Source organism: Nocardia sp. NPDC056064, assembly GCF_042266925.1.
Classification (GTDB): Bacteria; Actinomycetota; Actinomycetes; order Mycobacteriales; family Mycobacteriaceae; genus Nocardia.
The window spans coordinates 2,628,237-2,653,715 of sequence record NZ_JBHJWO010000001.1 but is presented as its reverse complement, the minus strand read 5'-3'; the positions used below and the strand labels follow the sequence as shown (position 1 = coordinate 2,653,715).

The window sequence follows — 25,479 nt, the reverse complement described above, 5'->3', positions numbered from 1 at the left end:
CCGCGTCGGTGTCGGCCTGTGTGCTGGCGGTGGTCCTCGTGATCGCCGCCGCGATGTGGCTGGGGCGTGGGGCGCAGGATTTGTCATGGATACCGGGCACGCCGATCGACACCCCGGCCTCGCGCAAGTACCGCGAACTGGAGCCCGACGATCACTGCGAGCTGGTGGATCTGGCGGAACTCAGGCGTCGCGGCAGCGCCGAGTGGCGGCAAAGCGACGGGGAGCCCCTCGGTTCGACCGGCTTCTGCTCCGGCACCTTCGGTGATCTCACCGTGTCGCTGACCCTGAAGGTCACGCGGGCGGATGGTGATCGGCGACGGCAATACGACAACTTCACCTACCTCGTCGGCGACCGTATCGCGGACCCGGACACGAGTTTCGAATACCTGGCCGGGCTCGGCGAAGACGCGTTCGTGCAGGAGAGCGCCGAGGAGGACGGGCGTGCGGTGACCGAGGTGCGCATCGGTGTGCTCGACGAAAACGTGTACGTGGACACCACACTGACGGTTCGCGGCAACCGGATCGGCCGCGCCGAACTGCGCGGGCTCACCGAACAGCACGTCCGCACGGTCCTGCGGAACCTGCTGGCCTGACAACGGCCGACGCCGGGTGGATCGTGGTGATCCACCCGGCGTCGGCCGTTGTGCTGGAAGAGATTACGCGGTCGGCTCGAAGGCCTCGGCGATGATCTCGGCCTGTTCCACGGCGTGGACCTTCGACGAACCCGAGGACGGGGCCGACATGGCGCGCCGGGAGATGCGGCGGAGCTTGCCGAGGTGGTCGGGCAGGACCTCCGGGAGGTTGAGGCCGAAGAAGGGCCAGGCGCCCTGGTTGGCCGGTTCCTCCTGGACCCAGGCGATGTCGGTCGCGTTGGGGTACTTGGCCAGTGCCTCGTTGAGGCGGTAGGTCGGGATCGGGTAGAGCTGTTCGATCCGGACGATGGCCACGTCCTCGCGCTTGTGCTTGGCCTTCTCCGCGGCCAGCTCGTAGTAGAGCTTGCCGGAGGTCAGCAGGATGCGCTTGACCTTGGCGGTGTCGCCGACGCCCTGCTCGTAGGTGGGCTCGTCGAACACCGAACGGAACTTCGACTCGGTGAAGTCCTTGATGTCGGAGACCACGGCCTTGTTGCGCAGCATCGACTTCGGGGTGAAGACGATCAGCGGACGGCGGATGCCGTCGAGGGCGTGGCGACGCAGCAGGTGGAAGTAGTTCGCCGGAGTCGAGGGCACCGCCACGGTCATCGAGCCCTCCGCGCACAGCTGCAGGAAGCGCTCGATACGGCCGGAGGTGTGGTCGGGACCCTGGCCCTCGTGGCCGTGCGGCAGCAGCAGCACCACGTCGGAGAGCTGGCCCCACTTGGCCTCACCGGAGGAGATGAACTCGTCGATGATCGACTGCGCGCCGTTGACGAAGTCACCGAACTGGGCTTCCCACAGCACCAGGGCGTTCGGATTGCCCAGGGAGTAGCCGTATTCGAAGCCGACCGCGGCGTACTCGCTCAGCGCCGAGTCGTGCACCGCGAACCAGCCCGGCTTCTCCGAGCCGATGTTGTGCAGCGGGGTGTACTCGTCGGCGTTGACGCGGTCGATGATCACCGCGTGGCGCTGCGTGAAGGTGCCGCGGCGCGAGTCCTGACCGGTCAGGCGCACGTCGTGGCCCTGGTCGATCAGCGTGCCGAAGGCCATCAGCTCGGCGAAGGCCCAGTCGACCTTGCCCTCGTAGGCCATCTCGCGGCGCTTCTCCAGCACCGGCTTGACGCGCGGGTGCACGTTGAAGCCGTCCGGCGGGGTGTTGAACGCGTCGCCGATGCGCTGCAGGATCGACTTGTCGACGGCGGTCTGCACGGTGGCAGGCACCTTCTGGTCGTCCTCGACCGACTCCGAGGGCTCCGGGCTGTACTTCTCCAGCTCGCGGACCTCGTTGAACACGCGCTCGAGCTGCCCCTGGTAGTCGCGCAGCGCGTCCTCGGCCTCCTTCATGGAGATGTCGCCTCGGCCGATCAGCGATTCGGTGTAGGCCTTGCGGACCGAACGCTTGGTGTCGATGACGTCGTACATCTCCGGCTGGGTCATCGAGGGGTCGTCGCCCTCGTTGTGCCCGCGGCGGCGGTAGCAGACGAGGTCGATGACGACGTCCTTGCGGAACTTCTGGCGGAAGTCCACGGCCAGGCGCGCGACCCAGTCGCAGGCCTCCGGGTCGTCACCGTTGACGTGGAAGATCGGCGCGCCGATGAACTTCGCGATGTCGGTGGAGTACTCGGTGGAGCGGCTGTTCTCCGGCGCGGTGGTGAAACCGATCTGGTTGTTCACCACGATGTGGATGGTGCCGCCCACGCGGTAACCACGCAGACCCGAGAGGTTCAGCGTCTCGGCGACCACGCCCTGACCGGCGAACGCGGCGTCACCGTGCAGCATCAGCGGCATGACCGAGAAGCCGTCGGGGCCGTCGCCCTTGTCGAGCAGGTCCTGCTTGGCGCGCACCAGACCCTCGAGAACCGGGTCGACCGCCTCCAGGTGCGAGGGGTTGGCGGTGAGCGAGACCGCGATCTCGTTGTCGCCGAACATCTGCAGGTACTGACCGTGCGCGCCGAGGTGGTACTTCACGTCGCCGGAGCCGTGGGTGGCCGCCGGGTTCATGTTGCCCTCGAACTCGGTGAAGATCTTCGAGTAGGGCTTGCCGACGATGTTGGCCAGCACGTTGAGGCGGCCGCGGTGCGGCATACCGATGACCACTTCGTCCATCGCGTACTCGGCGCACTGGTCGATGGTGGCGTCCATCATCGGGATGACGGCTTCGGCGCCCTCGAGCGAGAAACGCTTCTGGCCGACGTACTTGGTCTGCAGGAAGGTCTCGAACGCCTCGGCGGCGTTGAGCCGGTTCAGGATGTACTTCTGCTGCGCGACAGTCGGTTTGACGTGCTTCTGCTCGACCCGGTCCTGGATCCACTGCAGCTGGTCGGTCTCGAGGATGTGGGTGTACTCCACCCCGACGTGGCGGCAGTAGGCGTCGCGCAGGATGGAGAGCACATCGCGCAGCTTCATCCGCTCCTGGCCGTGGAAGCCTGCCACGTTGAAGGTGCGGTCGAGGTCCCACAGGGTCAGGCCGTGCTGGGTGACGTCGAGGTCGGGGTGGCTGCGGAACTTGTCCTTGACCAGGCGCAGCGGATCGGTGTCGGCCATCAGGTGACCGCGGTTGCGGTAGGCCGCGATCAGCTCGAGCACGCGGGCGCTCTTGTCCACGCCGCGCTCGCTGATGTCCTTGCGCCAGCGGACCGGCTCGTACGGCACGCCGAGGCCGTGGAAGATCTCGTCGTAGAACTCGTCGGAGATCAGCAGGTTGTGGATGGTGCGCAGGAAGTCGCCGGACTCGGCGCCCTGGATGATGCGGTGGTCGTAGGTCGAGGTGAGCGTCATCAGCTTGCCCACGCCGATGTCGGCGATGCGCTCGTCGCTCATGCCCTGGAACTCGGCCGGGTACTCCATGGCGCCCGCGCCGACGATCGCGCCCTGGCCCGGCATCAGCCGCGGCACCGAGTGCACGGTGCCGATGGTGCCGGGGTTGGTCAGCGAGATGGTGACGCCGGAGAAGTCGTCGGCGCCGAGCTTGCCCTCGCGGGCGCGGCGGACGATGTCCTCGTAGGCGGTGTGGAACTGGCCGAAGCTCATGTCCTCGGTGCCCTTGATGGCCGCGACCACCAGCGAGCGGTTGCCGTCCTTGCCCGCGAGGTCGATGGCCAGGCCCAGGTTGGTGTGGGCGGGGGTGACCGCGTTGGGCTTGCCGTCGATCTCGGCGAAGTGGCGGTTCATGTTCGGGAACGCCTTGACCGCCTGCACGATCGCGTAGCCGAGCAGGTGGGTGAAGGAGATCTTGCCGCCGCGGGTACGGGCCAGGTGGTTGTTGATCACCAGGCGGTTGTCGATCATCAGCTTGGCCGGGATCGCGCGCACCGAGGTGGCGGTGGGGATGGTCAGCGAGGCCGACATGTTCTTGGCGATGGCAGCGGCCGGGCCACGCAGCACCTTGGACTCGTCGGCGGCCGCTGCGGCCTTGGGCGCGGTGGTGGCCGGTGCGTTCGACACCGGGGCAGGGGTGGTCTGCGGTGCGCGCACGGTCGCGGGCTTGGGCGCGGCGGCCGGGGCCGGTGCGGGCTTCGCGGCGGGCGCGGGCTGCGGTGCCGGCTTCGCGGCGGGTGCGGCCTTCGGCGCCGGCGCCGGCGCGGTGGCCACGGCCGACTTGGGCGCCGCCGCGGCGGCCGGAGCCTGCGGCTGGCTGTTAGCGGACTCGCTCGCTTCGGGGGTGTAATCCGCGAGGAACTCGTGCCAACTGGCGTCGACCGAGGACGGGTCCTGTTTGAACTTCTGATACATCTCGTCGACTAGCCACTGGTTCTGTCCGAACTGGGAAGTTGAGCTGCTCACAGCTGGTGTTCGCCTCATTTCGTTCTTCGCGCTGCGACGTTTGTGACGTGCCCGGCAGGGGTATCAGCGGATGGCTGCCGATGCGCCCTCACCGAGCATATGCCCAGCGGCATATCGGCGTTGCTACTGACCCGATCTCCTCACCTACGACCGGTCCCGCGCCGACAGTATTCCCTCGGCGCCCGCACCCGCCGCCCAGAGTCGCGCGTAACGACCGTCGCGGTCGAGCAGTTCCCGGTGCGTCCCGAATTCGATGACACGTCCGGAATCGACCACGCCGATCAGGTCGGCGCGCGCGGCCGTGGCCAGCCGGTGCGCGACCACGACGGTGGTCCGGCCCCGGGCCAGTGATCGGCTCGCTACCAGCACCGATGCCTCGGTTTCGGGGTCGAGGGTGGAGGTGGCCTCGTCGAGCAGCAGCAGGTCGGGATGGACCAGTTCGGCCCGCGCCAGGGCGACCAGCTGACGCTGTCCGGCGGACAGGCCACGCCCGCGTTCACCGACCGGCTGGTCCATTTTCCGGGGTAATCCGGCGATCATTTCGGCCGCGCCGACATTCGCGGCCGCGGTGCCGATGTCCACTGCCGAGGCGAAAGGTTGCCCGAATGCAATGTTGCTCGCCACGTCACCGGTGAACAAGTGAGCTTCCTGAGGCACAATTCCCAGCCGCCGCCGGTAGTCGGTGAGCACAAATTTACGTAGTTCGACCCCGTCGACCCGGATCGAGCCCGCCGCCGGGTCGTCGGGCAGGTCGTAGAGACGGGCCAGCAGCTTCACGATCGTCGACTTGCCCGCGCCGGTCGCGCCCACCAGCGCCAGCGTCGCGCCCGCCGGAACGGTGAAGGAGACGTCGTCGAGGGCGGGCGTGTTCGCACCCGGGTAGCGGAAGCCGACCCGGTCGAAGACGATCTCGCCGTCGAGGCGGGTGACCGGCAGCGCGTCGGGGGGATCGGCGGCGATCGAGGACTCGGTGCGCAGCAGTTCAGCGATGCGGCGCAGGCCGACCCTGGCCTGCTGGTAGCCGTCGAAGACCTGGGACAGCTCCTGGATCGGGCTGAACAGCAGCCCGAGATAGAGGACGAAGGCGACCAGGGTGCCGGTGCTGGTTCGCCCGTCGGCCACGGCGGTGGCACCCAGGTAGACCACCACCGCCAGCGCGACATCGGCCCAGGCCAGGCCGAAGGAGAAATAGGCGGCGATGGCCCGCTGGGCGCGCACGCGGGCGTCACGGTAGCGGTGCGAGTACTCGGCGAAGCGGCGCGCGGCGACCGGTTCGTTGCGCGCGGCCTGCACCGCCCGCAGGCCCGCGATGTTCTCCTGGAAATCGGCGTTGACCACCGAGACCCGCTCGCGCGAGACGGTGTAGGCGCTCGACGAGACCCGCCGGAAGGCCAGCGTGGCCAGCAGCATGGGCGACACGGTGGCCAGCACCACCAGCGCCAGCCCGGCGTCGATGAGCACCAGGCCCACCGCGACGCCGACCAGGGTGATCATCGCGACCAGCCCGGTCGCCACGCCGGTCTGCAGGAAGGTCGACAGGGCGTCGACGTCGGTGATCATCCTGGTCATGATCCGGCCGGACAGTTCGCGCTCGTAGTAGTCCAGGCCGAGGCGCTGCAAGTGCGCGTAGCTGCGCACCCGCAGACCGAACAGCACCCGCTCACCGGTGCGCGCGGTGAGCACGGTGACCGCGGCGCCCACGGCCAGTCCGGCCAGCACCAGGCCGATCCCGGCGATCCCCGCGACGGCCAGCGCGGTGCCGTCGCCCGCGGTCACGCCGGTGTCGATGGCGTAGCGCACCAGCGGCGGGAAGGCGACGCCGATCAGCGCGTCGGCGGTGAGCAGGGCCATCACCGTCAGCACCAGGCCGCGCACCGGGCGCAGCAGCGCGCGCAGGCCGAAATCGGGCTGCGGCGCGCGCAGGTCGCCGGGCAGCCGGGGCGCTTCGGTGGCCGGGGGCAGGGCGTCGACGGCGGCGCGCAGTTCGGGGGTCTCGCTGAGTTCGGTGGCGGTGGCCGACATGGTGCGCGGCTTGCCGAGGTCGGCGCGCGGCCGGTCGGCGGCCGCCGGGCTCGGCACCACGGCCACGGCGGGGGCGGGCAACCGGATGACGCGATCGGCCCTGGCCAGCGTGGATTCGCGGTGGGCCAGGATCAGCGTGGTGCGCCCGCCGGGGTCGGGCAGACGGCGGAAGATCTCGGCCTCGGTGACGGCGTCCACGGCGGAGGTGGCGTCGTCGAGGACGAGCACGCGCGGGCGCGTCAGCAGCACCCTGGCCAGGGCGATGCGCTGACGCTGCCCGCCGGAGAGGGTGAGGCCGCGCTCGCCGATCACCGTGTTGTAGCCCTCGGGCAGCGCGGCGATGAACTCGTCGGCGGCGGCCGCGGTGGCGGCGGCCCTGATCTCGGCGTCGGTGGCCTCGGGGCTGCCCAGGGCGATATTGGCGGCGATGGTGTCGGAGAACAGGAACGGGTCGTCGAAGACCACGCCGAGCGCGCCGCGTAGGTCCTCGGCGCGCAGGTCGGCCAGGTCGGCGCGGGTGCCGTCGGCGCCGACCAGGCTGATCCGGCCCGCGTCGGGGGCGTAGAAGCGGGGCAGCAGCAGCGACAGGGTGGACTTGCCCGACCCGGCCGGGCCGATGATCGCCACGGTCTCGCCGGGACGCACGGTGAGATCGAGTTCGCGCAGCACCGGCTGTCCGGGATCGAAGCCGAAACGCACCGCCTCGAACTCGATGCCCAGCGGGCCCGGCGGCAGGTCGACCGGCCGGTCCGGGTCGACCAGCACCGGCGCCGCGTCGATCACCTGGAACACCCGGTCGACGGCGGCCTTGGTGAGCTGACCCATGATCACCACCGAGGTGATGGTGCGCGCCGAGGCCGTCATGGTGGCGAGGTAGGCGGTGAAGGCGAGGAAGGTGCCCACACCGATGGCACCGTGCCGGGCCAGCACGCCGCCGACGATGATCACCGCGACCAGCCCGGCCTGCGGCAGCGCCGAGACGACCGGCGCGAAACGGGCATTGATCCTCGCGGCGCGCAGCCGCTCGGCGAACAGCGCGCGGCCGTGCTCTTCGAGGATGTCGACCATCCGGGCTTCCTGCCCGAAGCCCTTCACCACGCGCACCCCGGTGACCGTCTGCTCGACGTGTTCGGCGAGGTCGGCGGCGCGCTGCTGGGCCGACCAGGTCGCGGCGTAGAGGCGGGGCCGCACCCGCAGCACGACCACCACCATCGCGGGCGCCACCAGCAGCGCGGCCAGGGCCAGCGGCGGGCTCAGCCACACCATCACCACCGCCGAGAGCACGAACTGCAGCACGGCCAGCCCCGACCAGGGCACCATCGCCAGCAGGCCCTGCACCAGTTGCAGGTCGGTGATCGAGCGCGAGACCACCTGTCCGGTGCGGATCGCGTCCTGGCCCGCGCCGTCGAGGCGTTGCAGCGCCGACAACAGGTCCACCCGCAGGGTGTGCTGTACCTCCAGCGAGAGCTTGCCCGCCCAGAGCCTGCGCGCGAAGGTCGCGGCGAAGCGGCCCACCGCGAGCAGCGCCAGCAGCGCGGCGGCACCACCGATCACCGCGGTATCGCCCGCCTGGGCGGCGTCGACCGCGCGCTTGGTGGCCAGCGGGGCCGCGATGGCGACCACCGCGCCCGCCAGCACCGACAGCGTGATGCCCGTGAGCAGCCGGGGATGACCCAGGCACTGCCGCCAGAGCCTGCGGATCCAGCCCGCCTCGGCGCGCACTACAGGTCGCGGGTGCGCAGGTCCCACCATCCGGCGGCACCGACCGCGGCGGTCCACAGCACCAGCACGACCAGGGCGGCGGGCGTCGGCGCGAAGACCTCGGCCTCCTGGAACGACCCGGCGCTCACCCCGGCGACGGTGGCCGACACGGGCAGGATCGCCGCCATGCCGCCCGCGCCGAAGCCCTTGGCCACCAGCCAGATCAGCGGTTCGAGCACGAAGGCCCAGCCGAGCACGAGCCAGATCGCGCCGCTGAGCGTGCGCAGCAGCAGCCCGATGCCCGCCCCGAGCACCGCCCAGCACACCGCCACCAGCAGCCCGGCGCCGAGCACCTCGACCAGCTGCCAGCCGAACTCGAACTTGCCGCGCCCTGCACCGAGCAGCACCAGGAAACTCGCCAGTTCGGCGACCACCGCGGTGGCGAGGGCGAAGCCCGCGGTGACCAGGTACTTGGCGGTGACGAGCCGGTCGCGGTCGGGCGAGAGCAGCACCGACAGCGCCATGGTCCGATGCCGGTACTCCCCGCCGGTGGCCGCGATGCCCAACAGCGCGGCCGCGGCGAACACCGCGATCATCCCGAGGTAGAGCCCGATAGTCGCGGCGCCGGTGGCGGGCTGACCCGTCGGATCGGCGGGCCCCGACATCAGGGCGGTGATCAGCGTGCCGACCAGCGCGAGCACCACCGGCGCGCCGAGCAGCAGCCGGACGCGGGGGACGGCGACGATCTTGCGCGCCTCGGTCTCGGCACCGGGCAGCAGGTCGGCGGGCAGCACAGCGGTCATCGGGGCATCCCATACGGGGTCGGTGCCGGGGCGAAGCCGCCGGGATTCGCGGGTGGGGTGGGGACGTGATGGGCGTGCCTGCGCGGTTTGGTCAGCGAGGCCAGCACCCGGTCGGGATGGATCGGGTCGGACACGATGCTGCCGATGCGCACCTGGGCCGCCTCGGCGATCGAGCGGATGGTCGCCTCGTCCGCCTCGGCCACCGCCAGGCGGCCGTCCGGCCGCATGACCGCGTCGGTGAAGCCCCGCGCGGCCAGCGCGGTGGCCAGCGCGATCGAGGGCTGCGCGGCCACGACCAGCCGGTCGGGATGACCGCGCCGCAGCTTGGCCGGGGTGCCCTGCCAGACCACCGCGCCCTCGCTGAGCACCACCAGCTGGTCGGCCACCGACACCACATCGGCGAGCGTGTCGGCGCTCACCAGCACCGCGCCGCCGCGCTCGACATGGCCGCGCAGCAGCCCGTGCAGCCAGCCGCGTTCCATCCCCTCGGCCCCGGCGAACAGGTCGTCGAGCACCAGCAGCGGGGGATCGGCCAGGATGGCGATGGCCAGCGCGAGCCTGCTCTGCTGCACCGGATGCAGCCGGGCCACCGGGGTCTCGGCGACCGCGGCCAGCCCGGTGTGTTCGAGTACCGCGGTGACCCGCCGACGCCGCACCCCGACGACCGGGGCGTAGCAGGCCAGCTGATCGCGCACGGTGCGCGCCGGATGCAGTCCGCGCGGGGTGAGTACCCCGCCCATCGCCGCGGGTCCGCTGCCCGGCACGTCGACGGTGATCTCCCCGGTCGTCGGCCGCTGTAGGCCCAGCACCATGCGCAGCACCGTCGACTTGCCTGCGCCCGCGGGCCCGACCAGCGCGGTCACCGCACCGGCGGGCACCGCGAAATCGATACCGTCGACGGCGACCGTCTGTGCGAACTGCTTGCCGACACCGCGCAGGCGGACAGCGTCACCGCGGCGGGCACTCACCGGTTCTTCACCTCGACGGACTCCAGCGCGGGCAGGGGATCGGCATCGATGACATTGTGCAGCGGGGTGGCCCAGCGCGCGGGCGCGGGCCCGAACGCCTTGCGGGCATTGTCGATGGTCACCTTGCCCAGCGCCCGGTTGCCCGCGCCACCGATGGCCGCGCCGATCCCCGCGGGCAGCACCTTGCCCGCCATCAGCGCGGCGCGCTTGGTGATGAAACGCTTGATGAACTGCTGCAACAGCGAGCTGTTGATGGCCCCCAGCCCGGGCACCTTGCCCGCCAGCGCGCCCGCCCAGTTCTTCGACGAGGTGCGCAGGCCCTTCTGCACGATGGCGATGCCGGTGTCACCGAGCACGACGGCCAGGACCATCGCGCGGCGGGCCTCCTTGTTCTCCGGCTCGATGCCGTGCACGTAGGCCTGGGCCAGGGTGAACAGGGCCGAGGCCTCCATGAAGAAGGCGGTCTCCGCGCCGACGGCGCCGAGCGCGGCGAGGGTGCCCACACCGGGGACGGCCGCGGTGGCGCCCACCGCGGCGCCGCTGCCGGTGACGGCGAGCAGGTACTGCTTCTCCAGCCGGGTCACGATCTGGGCGGGGTTTTCCGCCGGATGGCGTTCACGGAGGAATTCGACGTAGCGCCGCACGGCGGGCGCCTGCAGCTTGGAACCGGTGTCGAGTACATCGACCACGGCCTTTTCGATCGCGTTCTTGAACACGGCGTCGTCCTCCTCTTCGCCCAACGAATCGAACTGTAGGGCACTTCCGTGCGGGACAGCTCATCATGTCAACGACCACCGACATCCCGGGGTTCCTCGGGTTCTACGCTGACCGGATGAGTGAAACCAAGGCCACACGTCTGACGCGCGAATTCACCGACGCCGGTGCCGAGATCGCCACGATCACCCTCGCGCACCCGCCGCTGAACCTGTTCGATCGCGCGCTGATCGATGCGCTGATCGCCGATATCGCCGCTGTCGGCGCGCAGCCCCCGCGCGCGCTGCTCATCGACGCCGAGGGCAAGGTCGTCTCCGGCGGCGTGGACGTCAACGTCTTCGACGGGCGCAGCGTCGAGGAGGGCGCGCAGCTGTGGCGCGAACTGTTCGAGCAGATCATCCACCCGATCGAGGCGCTGCCGTGCCCGGTGGTCTTCGCCGCGCACGGGCTCACCCTCACCGCCGCCTTCGAGATCTCGCTGGCCTGCGACATCATCCTGGCCGCGCCGAAGGCGAAGTTCGGGCTGGTGGAGACCGTGGTCGGGCTCACCCCCTCGATGGGTGGCCCGCAGCGGCTGGCCGAGCGCGCGGGCTCGGGCCGGGCCCGGGAGTTCGTGATGACCGGTGACCTCTACGACGCGGCGACCATGGCCGAGTGGGGCGTGGTCAACGCCGTGCACGACGACGTCGCCACCGCCGCGCGCGCCCTGCTCACCCGGCTGGCCGAGGGCCCGACCAAGGCGCACGCGGCCACCAAGCAGATCATCGAGGCCTGGCGTTCCGGCGGTGTGGCACACGCGGATTCGGTGACGCCCGAGGTCTCCGGCGAACTGTTCGGCACCGCCGACCTGCGCGGCGCGGTGCGCAGTTTCCTCGAGGTCGGGCCGGGCAAGGCGACCTATCGCGGCGAGTGAGCGCGCCGAGTGCCTGACAGCACTGTGATCCACGTCATATAGTTCAGGTGCGGTGCTGCATCGACGTACGTGGAGGTCCGGATGGGTCACAGCGAGCACGAACCGGGCGCGACCATCATCGAGTTCCCCGGTAGCGGTGCGGCCGCGCCGCTGCGACGGGGTGCCGACGGCGTGCTGCGCTACGGCGATCTCAGCCCCGCGCTCACCGAACTGCTCGACCTGCGGGTGCACGCCTTCACCGGACGCGAGGCCGTCGTCGAGGTCGGCGGCCCGCGTCTGACCTATCGCGAACTCTGGTACAGCGCCGCGCGCATCGCCGGTGGACTCCAGTCGCACGGCATCGGTTACGGCGACCGGGTCGCGGTGCACATGCCGACCAGCGCCCGCTGGGTGCAGGCGTTCCTCGGCGCGCTGCTGTCGGGCGCGGTGCCGGTGCTGGTGCCCGACGCCCTGCCCGCGGGCGTGGCCGAACGCGTGATCGCCGACGGCAGAGCCGATTTCGTGCTCGGCCCCGAGGGCCCGCTGCCCGACGGCACCGCCTACATCGACGACGGCGCCGCCCTCGACGACCCGGCCCTGCTCTGCTACACCGGCACCGCCGCGCGTCAGCCGCTGCCGGCCGGGGTGGAGCTGAGCAACGAAAACCTGCTCTCGGCGGTCTCTTCGGTGGTCGCGGCGCTGGACCTGCCCGCCGACGGCCTGCGCAACCTGGTGCTGCTGCCGCTCGCCCACGCGAGCGGCTGTGTGGATCAGCTGCTGCCGACCTTCGCCGTCGGCGGCACGGTCGTCCTCGCGCCGCGCGCCCGGCGGCTGAGCGAGGTGCTCGACGCCGAACGCGTCGACACCGTCTCGGCCACCCCGCGCATTCTCGCCGGGCTGCTACCGGAACTGGCCGCGCGACAGGCGGGTTCGGCCGTGCGCCGGATCAGCAAGGCCTGTCACCGTTCCGAGCGCGCCGCCGCCGCGGCCCCCGCCACCCTCACCGCCGCCCTGCGTGGCCTGTTCCCTGCGGCTCGGCAGTGGTCGGTCTGGGGCGCCACCGAGACCAGCGGCATCGGCCTGATGGTCGACGACACCGACCTCACCGACACTGGCTCCACCCTCGGATTCGCCTTCGGCGGCACCGAATTGGCCCTGTCCGGCCCCGACGCCGACCGTGGCCGCGGCGAATTGCTCTGCCGCGGACCGAATGTCAGCCGCCGCTACTGGAACGACCCGGTGGCCTCGCGCGCCCGCTTCAGCGGATCGTGGTTCCACACCGGCGACCAGGTGAGCATCGACCGCGACGGCCTGGTCCGCGCCGAAAAGCAGGCAAGCGGCTGGTAGCCCACCCCGCAAACCCAACCACCACGGGTTTTCGGCCGCCTCGCGTCCGAGGGGCGAGACGTAACGGCGAAGCCGGAGTATCGCCCCTCGGACGCGAGGCCCAAGGGGCCGAGAACCCCGCGGCGCCAGCCGCCAACTACACCAACCGCAGGCGTAGTGCCTCGCGGAGTTCGCCGGTGAGGCCGATCTCGTCGAGGTAGCCCTCGGTGCCGCCGTAGCGCGCGTGCACCGTGGCGTCGGCCGTGCGCAGGTATTCCTCGTGTACCCCGAGCAGGTCCTGGGACAGTGCCGCGCCGTTGCCGATCTTGGGTTCGAGCAGCCGGCGCAGTGGTTCCACGGCGGCGTTGCTGGCCAGGAAGTCGGTGTAGATCGCGTCCTCGGTGACGCCCACCGCGCGCAGTACGGTCGCCACCGCCCAGCCGGTGCGGTCCTTGCCCGCCGCGCAGTGCACCAGCGCGGCGCCCTGGCCCGCGGCGATCGAGCCGGCCAGCCGGGTGATGGCGGTGTGGGCCTCGGGCAGCACCGGGAACTGCCGGTAGACCTCGATCATGTGGGCCTTGGCCGAGGTGGTCGCGGCCTCGTGCGGCGGGGCCTCGTCCATGCGCGAGTCGAACGGGGTGACGTGCAGGCGTACGTCCTCGGGCAGGGTGTCGTGGCCGATGTGGGCGATCTCGGCGTGGCCGCGCAGATCGTGCACGTCGGTGACCCGCAGTTCTCGCAGGGTCGCCAGTCCCTGCGCGTCGAGTCCGCTCAGCTGGGCCGAGCGCAGCAGCACGCCGGGGCGCACCGTGGCGCCGTCGGCGGTGCGCAGCCCGCCCACATCGCGGAAGTTGAAGGTGCCGCTGAGGGCGAACTGATCGGCAGAGGGGGAGAGAGTCACTTGTCCAGGTTATCGGCGGTTCCGCGCGCGACGCGCCCGAGTTCGTCCAACGGACACGCACTGTGTCGTGTCCGTTCCGTCGGGTGTCGCTGTGTCGTCTCCCACACGCGGGTAGCACCCCGATGTGGACTTGTACAATCGACCAGTATGTGCTTTTCGGCGGGTGGGGGCGCCGGATGTTTTGGAGTGCGAACAAATTCAGGCCGTATGGTCGGTTTTACAAAAGGTCGCATTCGGATAACAAAACAATCTTTCAGTCTGAAAAGGACGGCTGAACCAGTTCGTGAATCCAGAAAACCTTCTAAGATCGAGCTCGCTGGATAGGACGATCCGTGATCGAACGACCTGTCTACAGTGCTCGCATCGCCGCGGGCAGCGAAATTTGTTGCCGAGGAGTTGTCGTTGAGCGCCAGTTCTGAACTTACCGAAGCCCCGTTGCGACCTGCCGTCTGCGACGCGGTCGAACAAGCCGCCGCCAGTATCGACGTCACCGGTCTGCGGGCCCTGCGGGTATTCCTGCACGCGGGCATGAGCGCCTACTGGCCGCTGATCAAGGCCGCCCCGGTGCGTCAGGTCGCCGCCTACGAGTCGGCCCTGCAAACCCTGCGGCAACGGTGGTCGGCCTCGGGCGAGACCATCGGCGACCCGACCGCGGCCGCGATGTTCCGCCAGATGGACGAGGAGGCCGTCGCCTTCCTCGGCCTGTGCGCCCAGCGCTCGGGCACCCAGTGGATCGAACCGCTGGACTCGGTGGCCACCTACCTGGTCTCGGTGCTCTACGGCGCGGTGCTGCGCTGGCTCGCCGACGGCAACGACGAGACCACCCTGGTGGTCATCGACGACCTCGTCGGCTGCCTGACGCTCAAGGCCGCCGAAGTCTGATCGCGCCAATGCTGGACGCCTGACCAATTAGGTGGTTCAGTAGGGGAGTGACCGCCACGACATCGCTGCCCGAGCTGCACGCGGCGACCGCCGAGCTCGACCCGCCCCTGGCCGCCCTCGATCTGGCCGCCCTCGACGCCAACGCCGCCGACCTGATCCGCCGCGCGAACGGCGTCGCGGTCCGCGTGGCGAGTAAGTCGGTGCGCTGCCGGGCCGTGCTCGAACGGGTTCTCGGCTCCGGCCTCACCGCGAGCGGCGGCTTCGCCGGGATCATGGCCTACTCGCTGCGCGAGGCCATCTGGCTGGCCCGCCTCGGCGCCCGCGACATCCTGCTGGGCTACCCCGTCCTGGACCGGGCCGCCCTGGCCGAACTCGCCGGCGATCCCGGGCTGCTGCGCGCGATCACCCTGATGATCGACGATGTCGACCAGCTCACCCTCACCCGCGCGGCCCTCGGCACCGACCTGGTCCACCCGCGTGTCTGCCTCGATGTCGACGCCGCCCTGCGCATCGGCCCGCTGCACCTGGGCACCCGCCGCTCCCCGGTCCGCAGCCCGGACCAGGCCGCCGCGCTGGCCACGCGGGCCCGCCGTCTCGGCTTCGACGTGGTCGGCGTGATGACCTATGAGGCGCAGATCGCCGGCCTGCCCGACAGCAATCCCGCGGTGCGCGTGGTCAAGCGGCTCTCGGCGCTCGAGATCGGCCGCAGGCGCACCCGGGTGCTCGACGCGGTGCGCGCGGTGACCGGCCCGCTCGAGATCGTCAACAGCGGCGGCACCGGCTCGATCGAGGTGTCGATCAGCGACCCCGATGTCACCGAGGTGACCGCGGGCTCCGGCCTCTACGTGCCGACCCTGTTCGACCACTACCGCTCGTTCACCCCGCGCCCCGCGCTGTTCTTCGCCACCCCGGTGCTGCGCAAGCCCACACCGCGCATCGCCACCGTCTTCGCGGGCGGCTACATCGCCTCCGGCCCCGCCGGACCCAGCCGGGTGCCGCTGCCGGTCTGGCCGACGGGCCTGAAGCTGCTCGGTTCCGAGGGCGCGGGCGAGGTGCAGACGCCGCTGGCCGGCGCCGCCGAAGTCGAGATCGGCGACCGCGTGTGGTTCCGCCACGCCAAGGCCGGTGAGCTGTGCGAGCGCTTCGCCGAGATCCACCTCGTCGACGAGTCGGGCACCCGCGTCACCGTGCCCACCTATCGCGGCGAAGGGCAGTGCTTCGGCTGAGTCCTCAGCGCAGCAGCGCGACGACCTCGGCGTCGGCGAGCTGATGGAAATCGCTGTAGGCCATGCCCACTCCGCCCAGATCGGCGGGCGTCCACAGACACACCAGCTCGTCGCATTCCGGGCGCACCCGCCGCGCGGCCTCCGGCGACGACACCGGCACCGCCACCACGATCCGCGCGGGCTCCTGCTCCCTGGCCACCCGGCAGGCGGCGGCCACCGTCGCCCCGGTGGCCATGCCGTCGTCGACGATGATCACCGTGCGCCCGGTCAGCGGGATCGGATCGCGTTCGCGCAAGACCGCCTGCCTGCGCGCGAGTTCGGCCAGCTCGGCCTGCTCGACATCGAGGAAGGCGGTCTGCGAGACCCCGCTGCGGTCGACCACATCGCGATTGAGCACCACCACCCCACCCTCGCCGAGCGCGCCCATCGCCAGCTCCGGCTGCCAGGGCAGGCCCAGCTTGCGCACCAGCAGGACGTCGAGATCGCCGCCGAGCACCTCGCGCACCGCCGCGGCCACCGGCACGCCACCGCGCGGCAGGCCGAGCACCAGGGGGTCGGTGTCGCGCAACTGCTCCAGGGCCGTGCCGAGGACGCGGCCCGCCGCCTCGCGATCCGGGTACACCATCGCCTCGAACGCTACTCCGCGCCGGGCTCCGGCGATACGCGCTCGACGACCGCGAAGCGGCGCAGCGACAGGCTGGGGTTGGCGCTGCGCACCCGGGCCAGATGGGCCGGATCGACGGTCGCGACCAGCACGCCCGGCTCGTCGCCGAGTTCGGCCGTCACCGCGCCCGCCGGGTCGACGATCATCGAGGCGCCCGCCCCGTGCGGCGCGCACTGATCGGCGGCCGCCACGTACACCGTGTTCTCGATGGCGCGGGCCCGCAGCAGCGTGGTCCACTGGTCGACCTTGGCCGGGCCGGGAATCCACTGCGCGGGCAGCAGCAGCACGTGCGCGCCCGCCGCGGCGACACGCCGACAACCCTCCGGGAAACGCAGATCGAAACAGGTCTGCATGCCGACGATCACACCGTCGACGGCGAAGGTGGCGGGTTCGGTCACCGGACCGGGCACCACGACCTCGGATTCGTGATGGCCGAACGCGTCGTAGAGATGCACCTTGCGATACACCGCGACCACGTCGCCGCCGGGTCCGTGCGCCACCAGGGTGTTGCTGATCCGGCCGGATACACCGGCCGGGCGCTCCACCACACCGGCCACCAGATACACCCCGAATTCGGCTGCGAGCGCGCCGAGTCCGGTGGTGAACGGCCCGTCGAGCGGTTCGGCGACCGCCACCACGCGTTCGTCGAGGCGGGTCACCGCAAACATCGAGTATTCGGGCGCGAGCACCACCCGCGCTCCCGCCTCGGCGGCGGTGCGCACGTGTTCGCGCAGGGACGACAGATTCACGGCGGGGTCGGTCCGCGGCGCGAATTGGACGACCGCGATCGGCACCGTCACCGGCGCCGGTTCCTGATGCTCTGACCGGTTCTGCAGTTGCATAGGTCTCACCGTATTCACCTGGTGGTTGGGACAGCTACCGCCAGGCAGTAAACTCCTGGTCAATGAGTACCAATGAGGTCGACAGCGTTCCTGCCGACGACGACAGGCACGACGACGGCCCGACCTTCGCCGACCTCGGGATCGATGACCGCGTCCTGCGGGCCATCGCCGATGTGGGCTATGAGTCGCCGTCCCCGATCCAGGCGGCGACGATTCCCCCGCTGCTCTCCGGCGCCGACGTGGTGGGCCTGGCCCAGACCGGCACCGGCAAAACCGCGGCATTCGCGATCCCGATCCTGATGGGTCTGGACACCGCGCAGCGCAAGCCCAGCGCCCTGGTGCTCGCGCCGACCCGCGAGCTCGCCATCCAGGTCGCCGAGGCCTTCGGCAAGTACTCCTCGCACATCCCCGGCCTGCACGTGCTGCCCATCTACGGCGGCCAGAGCTACGGCGTGCAGCTGTCGGGCCTGCGCCGCGGCGCGCACGTCGTGGTCGGCACGCCCGGTCGCGTGATCGACCACCTGGAGAAGGGCACGCTGGATCTGAGCCAGCTGCGCTACCTGGTGCTCGACGAGGCCGACGAGATGCTCAAGATGGGCTTCCAGGAAGACGTGGAGCGCATCCTGCGCGATACGCCCGACGACAAGCAGGTCGCGCTGTTCTCGGCGACCATGCCGGGTGCGATCCGCAAGATCTCCAAGCAGTACCTGCACGACCCGGTCGAGATCACGGTCAAGTCCAAGACCCAGACCAACACCAACATCACCCAGCGCTACGTGCAGGTCTCGCATCAGCGCAAGCTCGATGCCCTCACGCGTGTCCTCGAGGTCGAGGACTTCGAGGCGATGATCATCTTCGTGCGCACCAAGCAGGCCACCGAGGAGCTCGCCGAGAAGCTGCGCTCGCGCGGATTCTCCGCCGCCGCGATCAACGGTGACATCGCGCAGAACCAGCGTGAGCGCACCATCGGCCAGCTCAAGTCGGGCGCGCTCGACATCCTGGTCGCCACCGACGTGGCCGCGCGTGGTCTGGACGTGGACCGCATCTCGCACGTGGTGAACTACGACATCCCGCACGACACCGAGTCCTACGTGCACCGCATCGGCCGCACCGGTCGCGCGGGCCGTTCCGGTGAGGCGCTGCTGTTCGTCGCCCCGCGCGAGCGCCACCTGCTCAAGGCCATCGAGCGCGCCACCAAGCATCCGCTCACCGAGATGCAGCTGCCCAGCGTGGACGACGTCAACGCCCAGCGGGTGTCGAAGTTCGGTGACTCGATCACCGAGAACCTGTCCTCGGACAATGTGGCGCTGTTCCGCAAGCTGATCGAGGACTACGAGGCCGAGCACAACACCCCGCTCGTCGACATCGCCGCGGCCCTGGCCGTCGCCTCCTACGACGGCGACAACTTCTTCATGGCCGCCGAGCCGGAGCCTGCCCCGCGCCGCGAGCGTGACCGCGACCGCGACCGCGATCGCGACCGTGAGCGCGCCCCGCGCCGCTACGACGACGAGGACCGCGGACCGCGTCCGCCGTCGTTCTCCCGTGAGTCCGGTCAGGAACTGGCCACCTACCGCATCAGCGTCGGCAAGCGGCACCGCGTGGTGCCCGGCGCGATCGTCGGTGCCATCGCCAACGAGGGCGGCCTGCGCCGCAGCGATTTCGGGCACATCAGCATCCGCCCGGACTACAGCCTCGTCGAGCTGCCCGCCGATCTGCCGCACGAGACGCTGGAAGCCTTGCGGCGCACCAGGATCAGCGGCGTGCTGATCCAGCTGCAGCCCGACCAGGGTCCGCCCGCGCAGCGGCTCGCCTCGCGGGGCCCGCGACGCGACCGCGATGCCCGGCCGCGCACGGAACGGCGCAAGCCGCGTTCCTGAGGCGAGGTCGGGGAGCCGACATGTCCGCGGGTAGCGCCCTGGTCGCCCGCGACGCTGGTTAAGGTGTTGCCGTCGGGTGTGCGTGAACACAGGAGGGCCGCGGTTGTTCGTGTCCGGTGATCGGGTGGTCGGTGCCGTCGGCGATCTCGCACGCGCGGCGAACTGCGAGTTCGCGCTCCTGCGGGCCGTCGACGCCGCCCTGGGCAACCTGCCCGCCGTACCGGACTCCCTTGCGCCGCTGCTGCGCTCGCGCCCGCCTGCTCCGGAGTTGCCGGCCCACTTCGGTTCCCGCCTGACCCGCATCCCGTCCCCGGAGATCCCGGGCGCCGACCCGGCCGCCCGCATCGCCGCGCTCACCATCGCCGCCACCTGCACCGCCGACGCGGTCCGCGCCGGCGCCGAGGCGATCGTCGGCGCCGTCTTCTTCGACGGCCGATTCGCCTGCGGGGTCGACCTTCTGCTGCGCACCGGCGACGGCCCCCGCTACACCATGTACGCGTCCATCGGCTCCGACACGGTCCGGCTGCCCGCCGGCCTGCGTCACCCGGCGATGGTCGGTGCCGCGTCCGACGGGCGCAGGGTGGACCGGCCGGGCACCCCGGCGGGCGACGGCGGACCGCGCGACTCCGAGCAGCGCCCCTGGGGCAACTCACCCGGCGCGACGGTGCGAGACACCGACCGGCGCGGCGGGTTCGATGCGGAGAGTCCTTCTCGGGCAACTGGTTCCGTCCGGGCGGATACCCGTTCGGGCGATCTCGGCAACGTGGATGGGGCTCGCGCGCTGCGGCGGGAAGTGGTCGCGGGGCGGACGCCCTTCGAGCGGGTGGCCGCGTCGGTGCAGGTGGCGCCCGCCGATCCGGTGCTCGAGGCTCTCTGCGCGCGGCTCGAATTCGCCGCCGTGGCTGAGGAACTCGCGGCGCTGGGGGCGAGTGTCGATCCGGTCGCGTATCTTTCGGGCCCGCACGGCGAAGAGCGCACGGCGGCGGCCGAACTCACGCCGCTGTACCGGGCCCGGCGGGCGCGCGTCGAGCACATCATCGAGGACAAGCTCGCCGAGCTGCTGCCGGTGCAGTGGGGCGACCCGCGCTACCTGGCCTGCGGACACTGCCCGATCTGCCGCACGGCCGTGGCCACGGCGCGGGACCTGTTGCTGGTGGCCGGAATCCGGCCCACCCAGCGCGCCCGGCTGCGCGAAGCGGGCGTGCTCACCGTCGACCGGCTGGCCACCACCAGCACCCCGGTGCCGGGCCTGACCCCGCGCACCGTGCACGCCCTGCGCCGTCAGGCCGAGATCCAGCTGCACCGCGAACGCACCGGCGAACCGACCTTCGCGCTGCGCGACGCGACCGTGCTGGGCGCTCTGCCCGCGCCGTGCCCCGACGACCTGGCCCTGATCATCGACCTCGACCACCACGGCGTCGTGCGCGCCGTGGAACTGGCCGACGCGGGCGCCGTCGTCTACCGGCCCGAGGTCCCGCCGGTGGCCGACGCGGCGCTGCTCGACGAACTGCTCGACATCATCGCCGAACACCGCGCGGCGAACCCGGACGTGCGTGTCTACCACTACGGTTCGGCCGTGCGCACCGCGCTGCTGGACTGGTCCGGCCGGGTCGGGGCCGGCGCCGATCTGCTCGACGCGCTGCTGGCCGCGGGTGCCCTGGTCGACCTCGCGCCGATCGTGCGCACCGCCGTGCTGATCGGCGAACAGTCCTACGACATCACCGGTCTGGCCGCCCTGCTGCCCGGAACGCACAGCCGCGCGGCCACCGTGCTCGCGCTGCGCGACTGGCTGCTCGACCGGGCCGCCGGCGCGGGCATCGAGGTGCCGGGCAGCCGGTTCGCCGTGGCCGCCGCCGATTTCCCGCCCTCGCTGCGCACCGGTTCGCTCGAGGCCGCGCTCACCGAGTTCGCCGCCGAGGGCACCGGCGACGCCGCCAGGGCCGCCGCGCTCACCGCCGCCGTGCTCGGCTACCACCGGCGCGAACGTCAGCCGCGCTGGTGGGCGCACATCGACCGGCTCGGCCTCCCGGTCGGCGAATGGGCCGACGAGCCCGGCGTGCTCATCGCCGACCGCGGCACCGTCGACACCAAATGGCATCGCACACCCCAACTTCCGACCATGCGCCGCTACCTGACCCTCACCGGTCGCCTCGGCACCGGCGCCACCCTCACCCCCGGCACCCAGATGGTCACCATCTACGACGGCGCCGCCGCGGCGGGCATGACCCAGACCCTGGGCCGCCGTGCCACCGCCACCGCCACCGTGCTCGGCTGCGCGATCGACGCCGACTTCGACGACACCGTCCGCCTGGAGGAACTGCTGCCCGCGGGCTGCCCGTCCTACGACGACCTGCCCGCCGCCATCGCCCCCGGCCCGCCCGACGGCGAGGCCGAGATCGAGGCCGCGCTCGAGTCCACCGCCCAGAACCTGCTGGTGACCCTGCCCAGGGTCCCCGAGAACGCCGTCTACGACCTGCTGCTTCGCCGCCCGCCCCGCCTGCGCGAGGGCATGGCCCTGCCCGAGGTGCACGGTGATCCGGCCGCCGCGCTGGCCACCGCGGTGGGCGCGCTGGAATCGTCCTACCTGGCCGTGCACGGACCGCCCGGCACCGGTAAGACCGGCACCCTCGGCCATGCCATCGAGCGGCTGGTCACCCGGCACCGGTGGCGGGTCGGTGTGGTGGCGCAGTCGCACGCGGTGATCGAGCGGATCTTCGACGCGGTGGTCGAGGCGGGCCTGCTGCCCGAACTGGTGGCCAAGAAGGACGTGGCCTCGGTGGGCCCGGAATGGTCGGCCATCGACGCCGCGCGCTACCCGCGCTTCCTCGACAATGCCGTCAACGGCTGCGTGATCGGCGGTACCCCGGCGGATTTCGTCGACGACGCGTTGATCCTGCCCGGCAGCCTGGACCTGCTGGTGATCGCCGACGCGGGCGAGACCTCGGTCCCCGACACCGTCGCGGTGGCGGTGAGCGCGCGCAATCTGCTGCTCGTCGGCGACCCGCAGCCCCCGCGTGCCCAGGCGGCGCACCCACTGCCCGTGCAGGTCTCGGCGCTGGGCTGGCTGTGCGACGGCGCGCGCACGCTGCCCGCCACCTACGGCTATTTCCTCGACCGCACCTGGCGCATGCACCCGGCGGTGTGCGCGCCGGTGTCGGCGGGCTGCTACGACGGCAAGCTGCGCGCCAGCGAAACCGTCACCCTCGCCCGCGATCTGGCCGGGATCGCGCCCGGGGTGAGCACCGTGCTCGTCGAACATCGCGGCAATGCCACCGAGGCCGACGCCGAGGCCCGCGAGGTGGTGCGCCGGGTGCGCCTGCTGCTCGGCGAGACCTGGACCTCGGCCGGGCGCACCCGCAAACTGCACCCGCACGACGTATTCGTGGTCGCCCCCTACGCCGCCCAGGTGGCCCGCATCCGGACCCTGTTGGCGCGAGCCAAGATCGAGGACGTCCTGGTCGGCACCCCCGACCGGTTCCGCGGGCGTGAGGCGGCGGTGGTGCTGCTGTCGATGACCACCTCGACCCCCGCCGACGCCCCCTTCGGCATGCGGGCCCTGCTCTCGCCCACCGTCATCCACGCGACCCTGAGCCGCGCGATGTGGAAGGCGATCATCCTGCGCTCCCCGCTGCTCACCGAATACCTCCCGGACACCCCGGAGGAACTCTCGGCCCTCAACGGATTCCTCCGTCTGGGAACCGAACCCACCGCGTAGCCGGAGGGATCAGACGTTGCGCAGCAGGTGACGCAGCCAGTCGACGGAGGATTCGGCGGTGGCGGGGGTGATGTCGACCCGGTGGGCGGTGTGTACGAGGTAGCGGCCGTCACCGGTGACATCGATCCACGACAGCACCCCGGACGGGTCCTTCTCGCGGCCCGCGGCGACCAGGATCTGGCCGATGCCGGTGCGCGGGCGTTGCAGCAGCCGCCGCACGCGCGCCGCGTCCGAGGGACCCGCGACGGGCGCGGTGACCAGATCGCGGCTGTCCTCGCGGACCTTGGCGACCGGGGCACCGAGCCGCGGCAGACTGCCTGGCCGCTGCGCGGGTATCCGCGAGAAGATCTGGGCGGCAAGCCGTCTCGTGCTGCCGACCTGCACGTGGACCGTGCCGCCGCGATCCTCGGCGCTGCCGGGCTCCTGCACCGCGAGCACCGCGATATCGGCGCTCACCGCACCGAGCATGCGCACCGGGACGGTGGTCCGGCCGCAGACCTCGACGCGGATCTCCGGATCGGCCAGCACCCGCAGCGCGGCCGAGAGATCGGCGTCGAGTACGCGGGCGCACCAGGCGTCGAGCGCGGGTTGCTGCGCGGCGCGCTCGACGGTGTCGCGAGCCGACGCGCGGACGGCGAGCGGATACGGGATCCGGTCGCCGTCGACGCGCGCCCAGGCCAGCGCGAACTGGTCCGGGGTGACATGCCAGTTCACTCGCGTTCGGTCCACTCACCGAGCACGGCGGGACTGGTCGGCTCCATCCGGCCGATCAGGGCGTTCACCTCGTCGGCGGGCTCGAGGTAGGTCGGTTCCTCGTCCAGGAACCGCAGGAACTCGTCGTCCTCGTCGTCGGGTTCCTCCGGCGGCGCGGGATGGCGGGGGCCGCCGGGCGAGCGCTGATTGTCGGCGGCGATGGCACCACCCATGAGCCCGCCGATCGCGCCCGCGCTCATCCCCGCCGCGGCCTCGCCCCCGGCGCCGGTGGCGTCGCGCTCCGGCCGCGCGTCGGTGGCGGCGGTGCCGGTGTCGTCACCCGACGTGCCGGTGGCGGGCGAGGTTCCGGCGGTCACGGTGGCATCGCCGGGGCGTGATGCCGGGTGCGTGGTGCCGTGTTCCGGTGTCGTGTCGGCGCCGAGGACCGGCGTCGTGGGGGCACCGTCGGAGTCGACGGGGGCGCCGGTGCCTGAGGTGCCGGCCGGTTTCCCGGAGCGGTCGCGGCGGGTGCGGGAGTCGACGCCCGGCAGCGAGCCCGCGAGGGTGCCGGGGGTTGCGGTGGACGCTCCGTTGCCCGCGGTCGAGGTCGTGGCGGACGGGGTGACCACGCCGCCCGGCCGGGTGGTGGCCGGTACGGTCGGCGCGGCGGCAGCGGTGACCGTGCCCGGGGCGGAAGTCGTCGCCGGGGTGGTCGAGGGGGTCTGCGGCTGGCTCTGGGTGGGTGCGGTGGTGTCGGCGGGGAGCACGGTGACCACGCCTGCCACCTGGGTCTCGCCGGTGGTGGTCGTCGACGGGTCCGCCGCGGACGGGTTCGCGCCGGTGAGCATGACCGCCGGGGTAGCGCCGGTGAGGGTGGTGCCGGTGCCGGGCGCGGTGCCCGCCGCGGTGTCGAGGACGGGGAACGACGGCACGCCCGAGCCCGTCGGTACCAGGGCGCCGCCGTAGATGGTCTCCATCGCCCGCACCGCGTCGAGCCGGGCGTTCTCGGCCCCGCGCACCAGGGTGGCGTTGTCGGCGGCCTGCTGGGAGTCCAGCAGCGCCGCGGACGGATCAGGTTGCGCCGCATCGGGTTCGGCGATGGCGGCGCGCACGGATTCGGCGGCGTCACCCGCGCGGGCCAGCCGCACGCCGACGGCGGTGAGCACATCGGCGATGCGCCTGCCCGCCTGCTCGAACTCGCTCACCGCGTCCACCGCCTGCTGGGCGGCGCCGCCGCGCCAGCCGTCGGCCAGTGCCGCGCGGATCTCGCCGTGCGCGTTGTCCACCTCGTCGCCGAGCCCGGTGGCGGTGGTCAGGAAGGCGTCGCCCGCGGCGGCCAGGGCGGCCGGGTCGAGCTGTTGCACGGCCTGGTGGATCTCGGCGTGCGAGAGATTGTCGAAGACCTCGACCACCGGCGCGTAGTCGGGATCGGTGCCGGAGAGCTTACGCATGGCCGTCCCCCTGGCGGTCGAGCGCGGCGGCCAGTGCCTGATCGTTCTCGCGGTAGGCCGCACCGGCCGCGCGGAACACCGTGGCCAGCTCGCGCGCGGTGCGCGCGTAGGCCCGCAGCTGATCCAGCGCGTCCCCGGTCTTGGACTCGAAGCCGGTGCGCAGCGCGGCGCCGGAGGCCAGCCCACCGAAGCCCGGCAGGGTCTGCGCCGCGCCGAGGACCTGCAACTGGGCCTCCACCGCGTCGGCCAGCCGCTCGTAGCGCAGCGCGCACCGCTCGGGTGCGCCGTCGGCCACCAGCACGCCGTCGATCCACAGCCCGCCCTCGTCGACGGCCGTGCCCAGTGCGGCCGTGTTCGGCAGCCCCGTTCGATTCGGTTGCACCG

Annotated in this window: 18 protein-coding genes; 7 read left to right on the top strand and 11 right to left on the bottom strand. The window is 71.7% G+C overall.

What is annotated here, in order from left to right:
* Window positions 1-20: 20 nt before the first annotated feature.
* On the top strand, window positions 21-593 hold the full coding sequence (locus ACFC06_RS12085; RefSeq protein ID WP_375929782.1) for a hypothetical protein: 573 nt from the start codon (window positions 21-23) through the stop codon (window positions 591-593).
* 63 nt (window positions 594-656) lie between these two features.
* On the opposite strand, the gene ACFC06_RS12080 is transcribed toward ACFC06_RS12085, so the two are convergent.
* The 5 genes from ACFC06_RS12080 to ACFC06_RS12060 form a co-directional block, all read right to left on the bottom strand.
* Entirely contained in the window at window positions 657-4,367 is a 3,711-nt protein-coding gene (locus tag ACFC06_RS12080; protein WP_375929781.1) for a multifunctional oxoglutarate decarboxylase/oxoglutarate dehydrogenase thiamine pyrophosphate-binding subunit/dihydrolipoyllysine-residue succinyltransferase subunit, read from the bottom strand.
* A gap of 195 nt (window positions 4,368-4,562) precedes the next feature.
* Window positions 4,563-8,192, bottom strand: coding sequence for an ABC transporter ATP-binding protein (locus tag ACFC06_RS12075; RefSeq protein WP_375929780.1), 3,630 nt, complete (start codon window positions 8,190-8,192; stop codon window positions 4,563-4,565).
* A complete protein-coding gene (locus ACFC06_RS12070; protein ID WP_375929779.1) occupies window positions 8,162-8,944 on the bottom strand; it encodes an ABC transporter permease subunit in 783 nt (260 codons plus the stop codon). Before ACFC06_RS12070 ends, ACFC06_RS12075 begins: the two co-directional genes overlap by 31 nt.
* Window positions 8,941-9,912 (bottom strand): ATP-binding cassette domain-containing protein, encoded by a 972-nt coding sequence (locus ACFC06_RS12065; protein ID WP_375929778.1) that lies wholly within the window; start codon window positions 9,910-9,912, stop codon window positions 8,941-8,943. Before ACFC06_RS12065 ends, ACFC06_RS12070 begins: the two co-directional genes overlap by 4 nt.
* The gene (locus tag ACFC06_RS12060; RefSeq protein WP_375929777.1) at window positions 9,909-10,652 is read right to left on the bottom strand and encodes a hypothetical protein; all 744 of its coding nucleotides are present in this window, start codon (window positions 10,650-10,652) and stop codon (window positions 9,909-9,911) included. Before ACFC06_RS12060 ends, ACFC06_RS12065 begins: the two co-directional genes overlap by 4 nt.
* A gap of 92 nt (window positions 10,653-10,744) precedes the next feature.
* On the opposite strand from ACFC06_RS12060, the gene ACFC06_RS12055 reads away from it, so the two are divergent.
* Both ACFC06_RS12055 and ACFC06_RS12050 read left to right on the top strand, forming a co-directional pair.
* A complete protein-coding gene (locus tag ACFC06_RS12055; RefSeq protein ID WP_375929776.1) occupies window positions 10,745-11,539 on the top strand; it encodes an enoyl-CoA hydratase/isomerase family protein in 795 nt (264 codons plus the stop codon).
* A gap of 81 nt (window positions 11,540-11,620) precedes the next feature.
* Window positions 11,621-12,865 (top strand): class I adenylate-forming enzyme family protein, encoded by a 1,245-nt coding sequence (locus ACFC06_RS12050; protein ID WP_375929775.1) that lies wholly within the window; start codon window positions 11,621-11,623, stop codon window positions 12,863-12,865.
* Window positions 12,866-13,001: 136 nt separating this feature from the next.
* On the opposite strand, the gene ACFC06_RS12045 is transcribed toward ACFC06_RS12050, so the two are convergent.
* Entirely contained in the window at window positions 13,002-13,745 is a 744-nt protein-coding gene (locus tag ACFC06_RS12045) for a tyrosine-protein phosphatase (RefSeq protein WP_375929774.1), read from the bottom strand.
* A 402-nt stretch (window positions 13,746-14,147) separates the two neighbouring features.
* On the opposite strand from ACFC06_RS12045, the gene ACFC06_RS12040 reads away from it, so the two are divergent.
* Together ACFC06_RS12040 and ACFC06_RS12035 are read left to right on the top strand one after the other, a co-directional pair.
* On the top strand, window positions 14,148-14,627 hold the full coding sequence (locus ACFC06_RS12040; RefSeq protein ID WP_375929773.1) for a TetR family transcriptional regulator: 480 nt from the start codon (window positions 14,148-14,150) through the stop codon (window positions 14,625-14,627).
* 47 nt (window positions 14,628-14,674) lie between these two features.
* Window positions 14,675-15,853 (top strand): alanine racemase, encoded by a 1,179-nt coding sequence (locus ACFC06_RS12035; RefSeq protein WP_375929772.1) that lies wholly within the window; start codon window positions 14,675-14,677, stop codon window positions 15,851-15,853.
* A 4-nt stretch (window positions 15,854-15,857) separates the two neighbouring features.
* Here the strand turns inward: ACFC06_RS12035 and ACFC06_RS12030 are convergent, their stop codons facing one another.
* Window positions 15,858-16,478, bottom strand: coding sequence for a phosphoribosyltransferase (locus ACFC06_RS12030; RefSeq protein WP_375929771.1), 621 nt, complete (start codon window positions 16,476-16,478; stop codon window positions 15,858-15,860).
* Window positions 16,479-16,489: 11 nt separating this feature from the next.
* On the bottom strand, window positions 16,490-17,359 hold the full coding sequence (locus tag ACFC06_RS12025; RefSeq protein WP_375929770.1) for a carbon-nitrogen hydrolase family protein: 870 nt from the start codon (window positions 17,357-17,359) through the stop codon (window positions 16,490-16,492).
* 62 nt (window positions 17,360-17,421) lie between these two features.
* Here ACFC06_RS12025 and ACFC06_RS12020 point away from each other — a divergent pair, with 62 nt between their 5' ends.
* Together ACFC06_RS12020 and ACFC06_RS12015 are read left to right on the top strand one after the other, a co-directional pair.
* Window positions 17,422-19,236, top strand: coding sequence for a DEAD/DEAH box helicase (locus ACFC06_RS12020; RefSeq protein WP_375929769.1), 1,815 nt, complete (start codon window positions 17,422-17,424; stop codon window positions 19,234-19,236).
* 109 nt (window positions 19,237-19,345) lie between these two features.
* Window positions 19,346-22,951, top strand: coding sequence for an AAA domain-containing protein (locus ACFC06_RS12015; protein ID WP_375929768.1), 3,606 nt, complete (start codon window positions 19,346-19,348; stop codon window positions 22,949-22,951).
* A 9-nt stretch (window positions 22,952-22,960) separates the two neighbouring features.
* On the opposite strand, the gene ACFC06_RS12010 is transcribed toward ACFC06_RS12015, so the two are convergent.
* The 3 genes from ACFC06_RS12010 to ACFC06_RS12000 are packed head-to-tail and all read right to left on the bottom strand — an operon-like array spanning window position 22,961 to window position 25,477.
* Window positions 22,961-23,665, bottom strand: a complete 705-nt coding sequence (locus ACFC06_RS12010; protein WP_375929767.1) for an ESX secretion-associated protein EspG — start codon at window positions 23,663-23,665, stop codon at window positions 22,961-22,963.
* Entirely contained in the window at window positions 23,662-25,095 is a 1,434-nt protein-coding gene (locus ACFC06_RS12005; protein WP_375929766.1) for a WXG100 family type VII secretion target, read from the bottom strand. Before ACFC06_RS12005 ends, ACFC06_RS12010 begins: the two co-directional genes overlap by 4 nt.
* Window positions 25,088-25,477, bottom strand: coding sequence for a hypothetical protein (locus ACFC06_RS12000; protein ID WP_375929765.1), 390 nt, complete (start codon window positions 25,475-25,477; stop codon window positions 25,088-25,090). Before ACFC06_RS12000 ends, ACFC06_RS12005 begins: the two co-directional genes overlap by 8 nt.
* Window positions 25,478-25,479 lie beyond the last annotated feature (2 nt).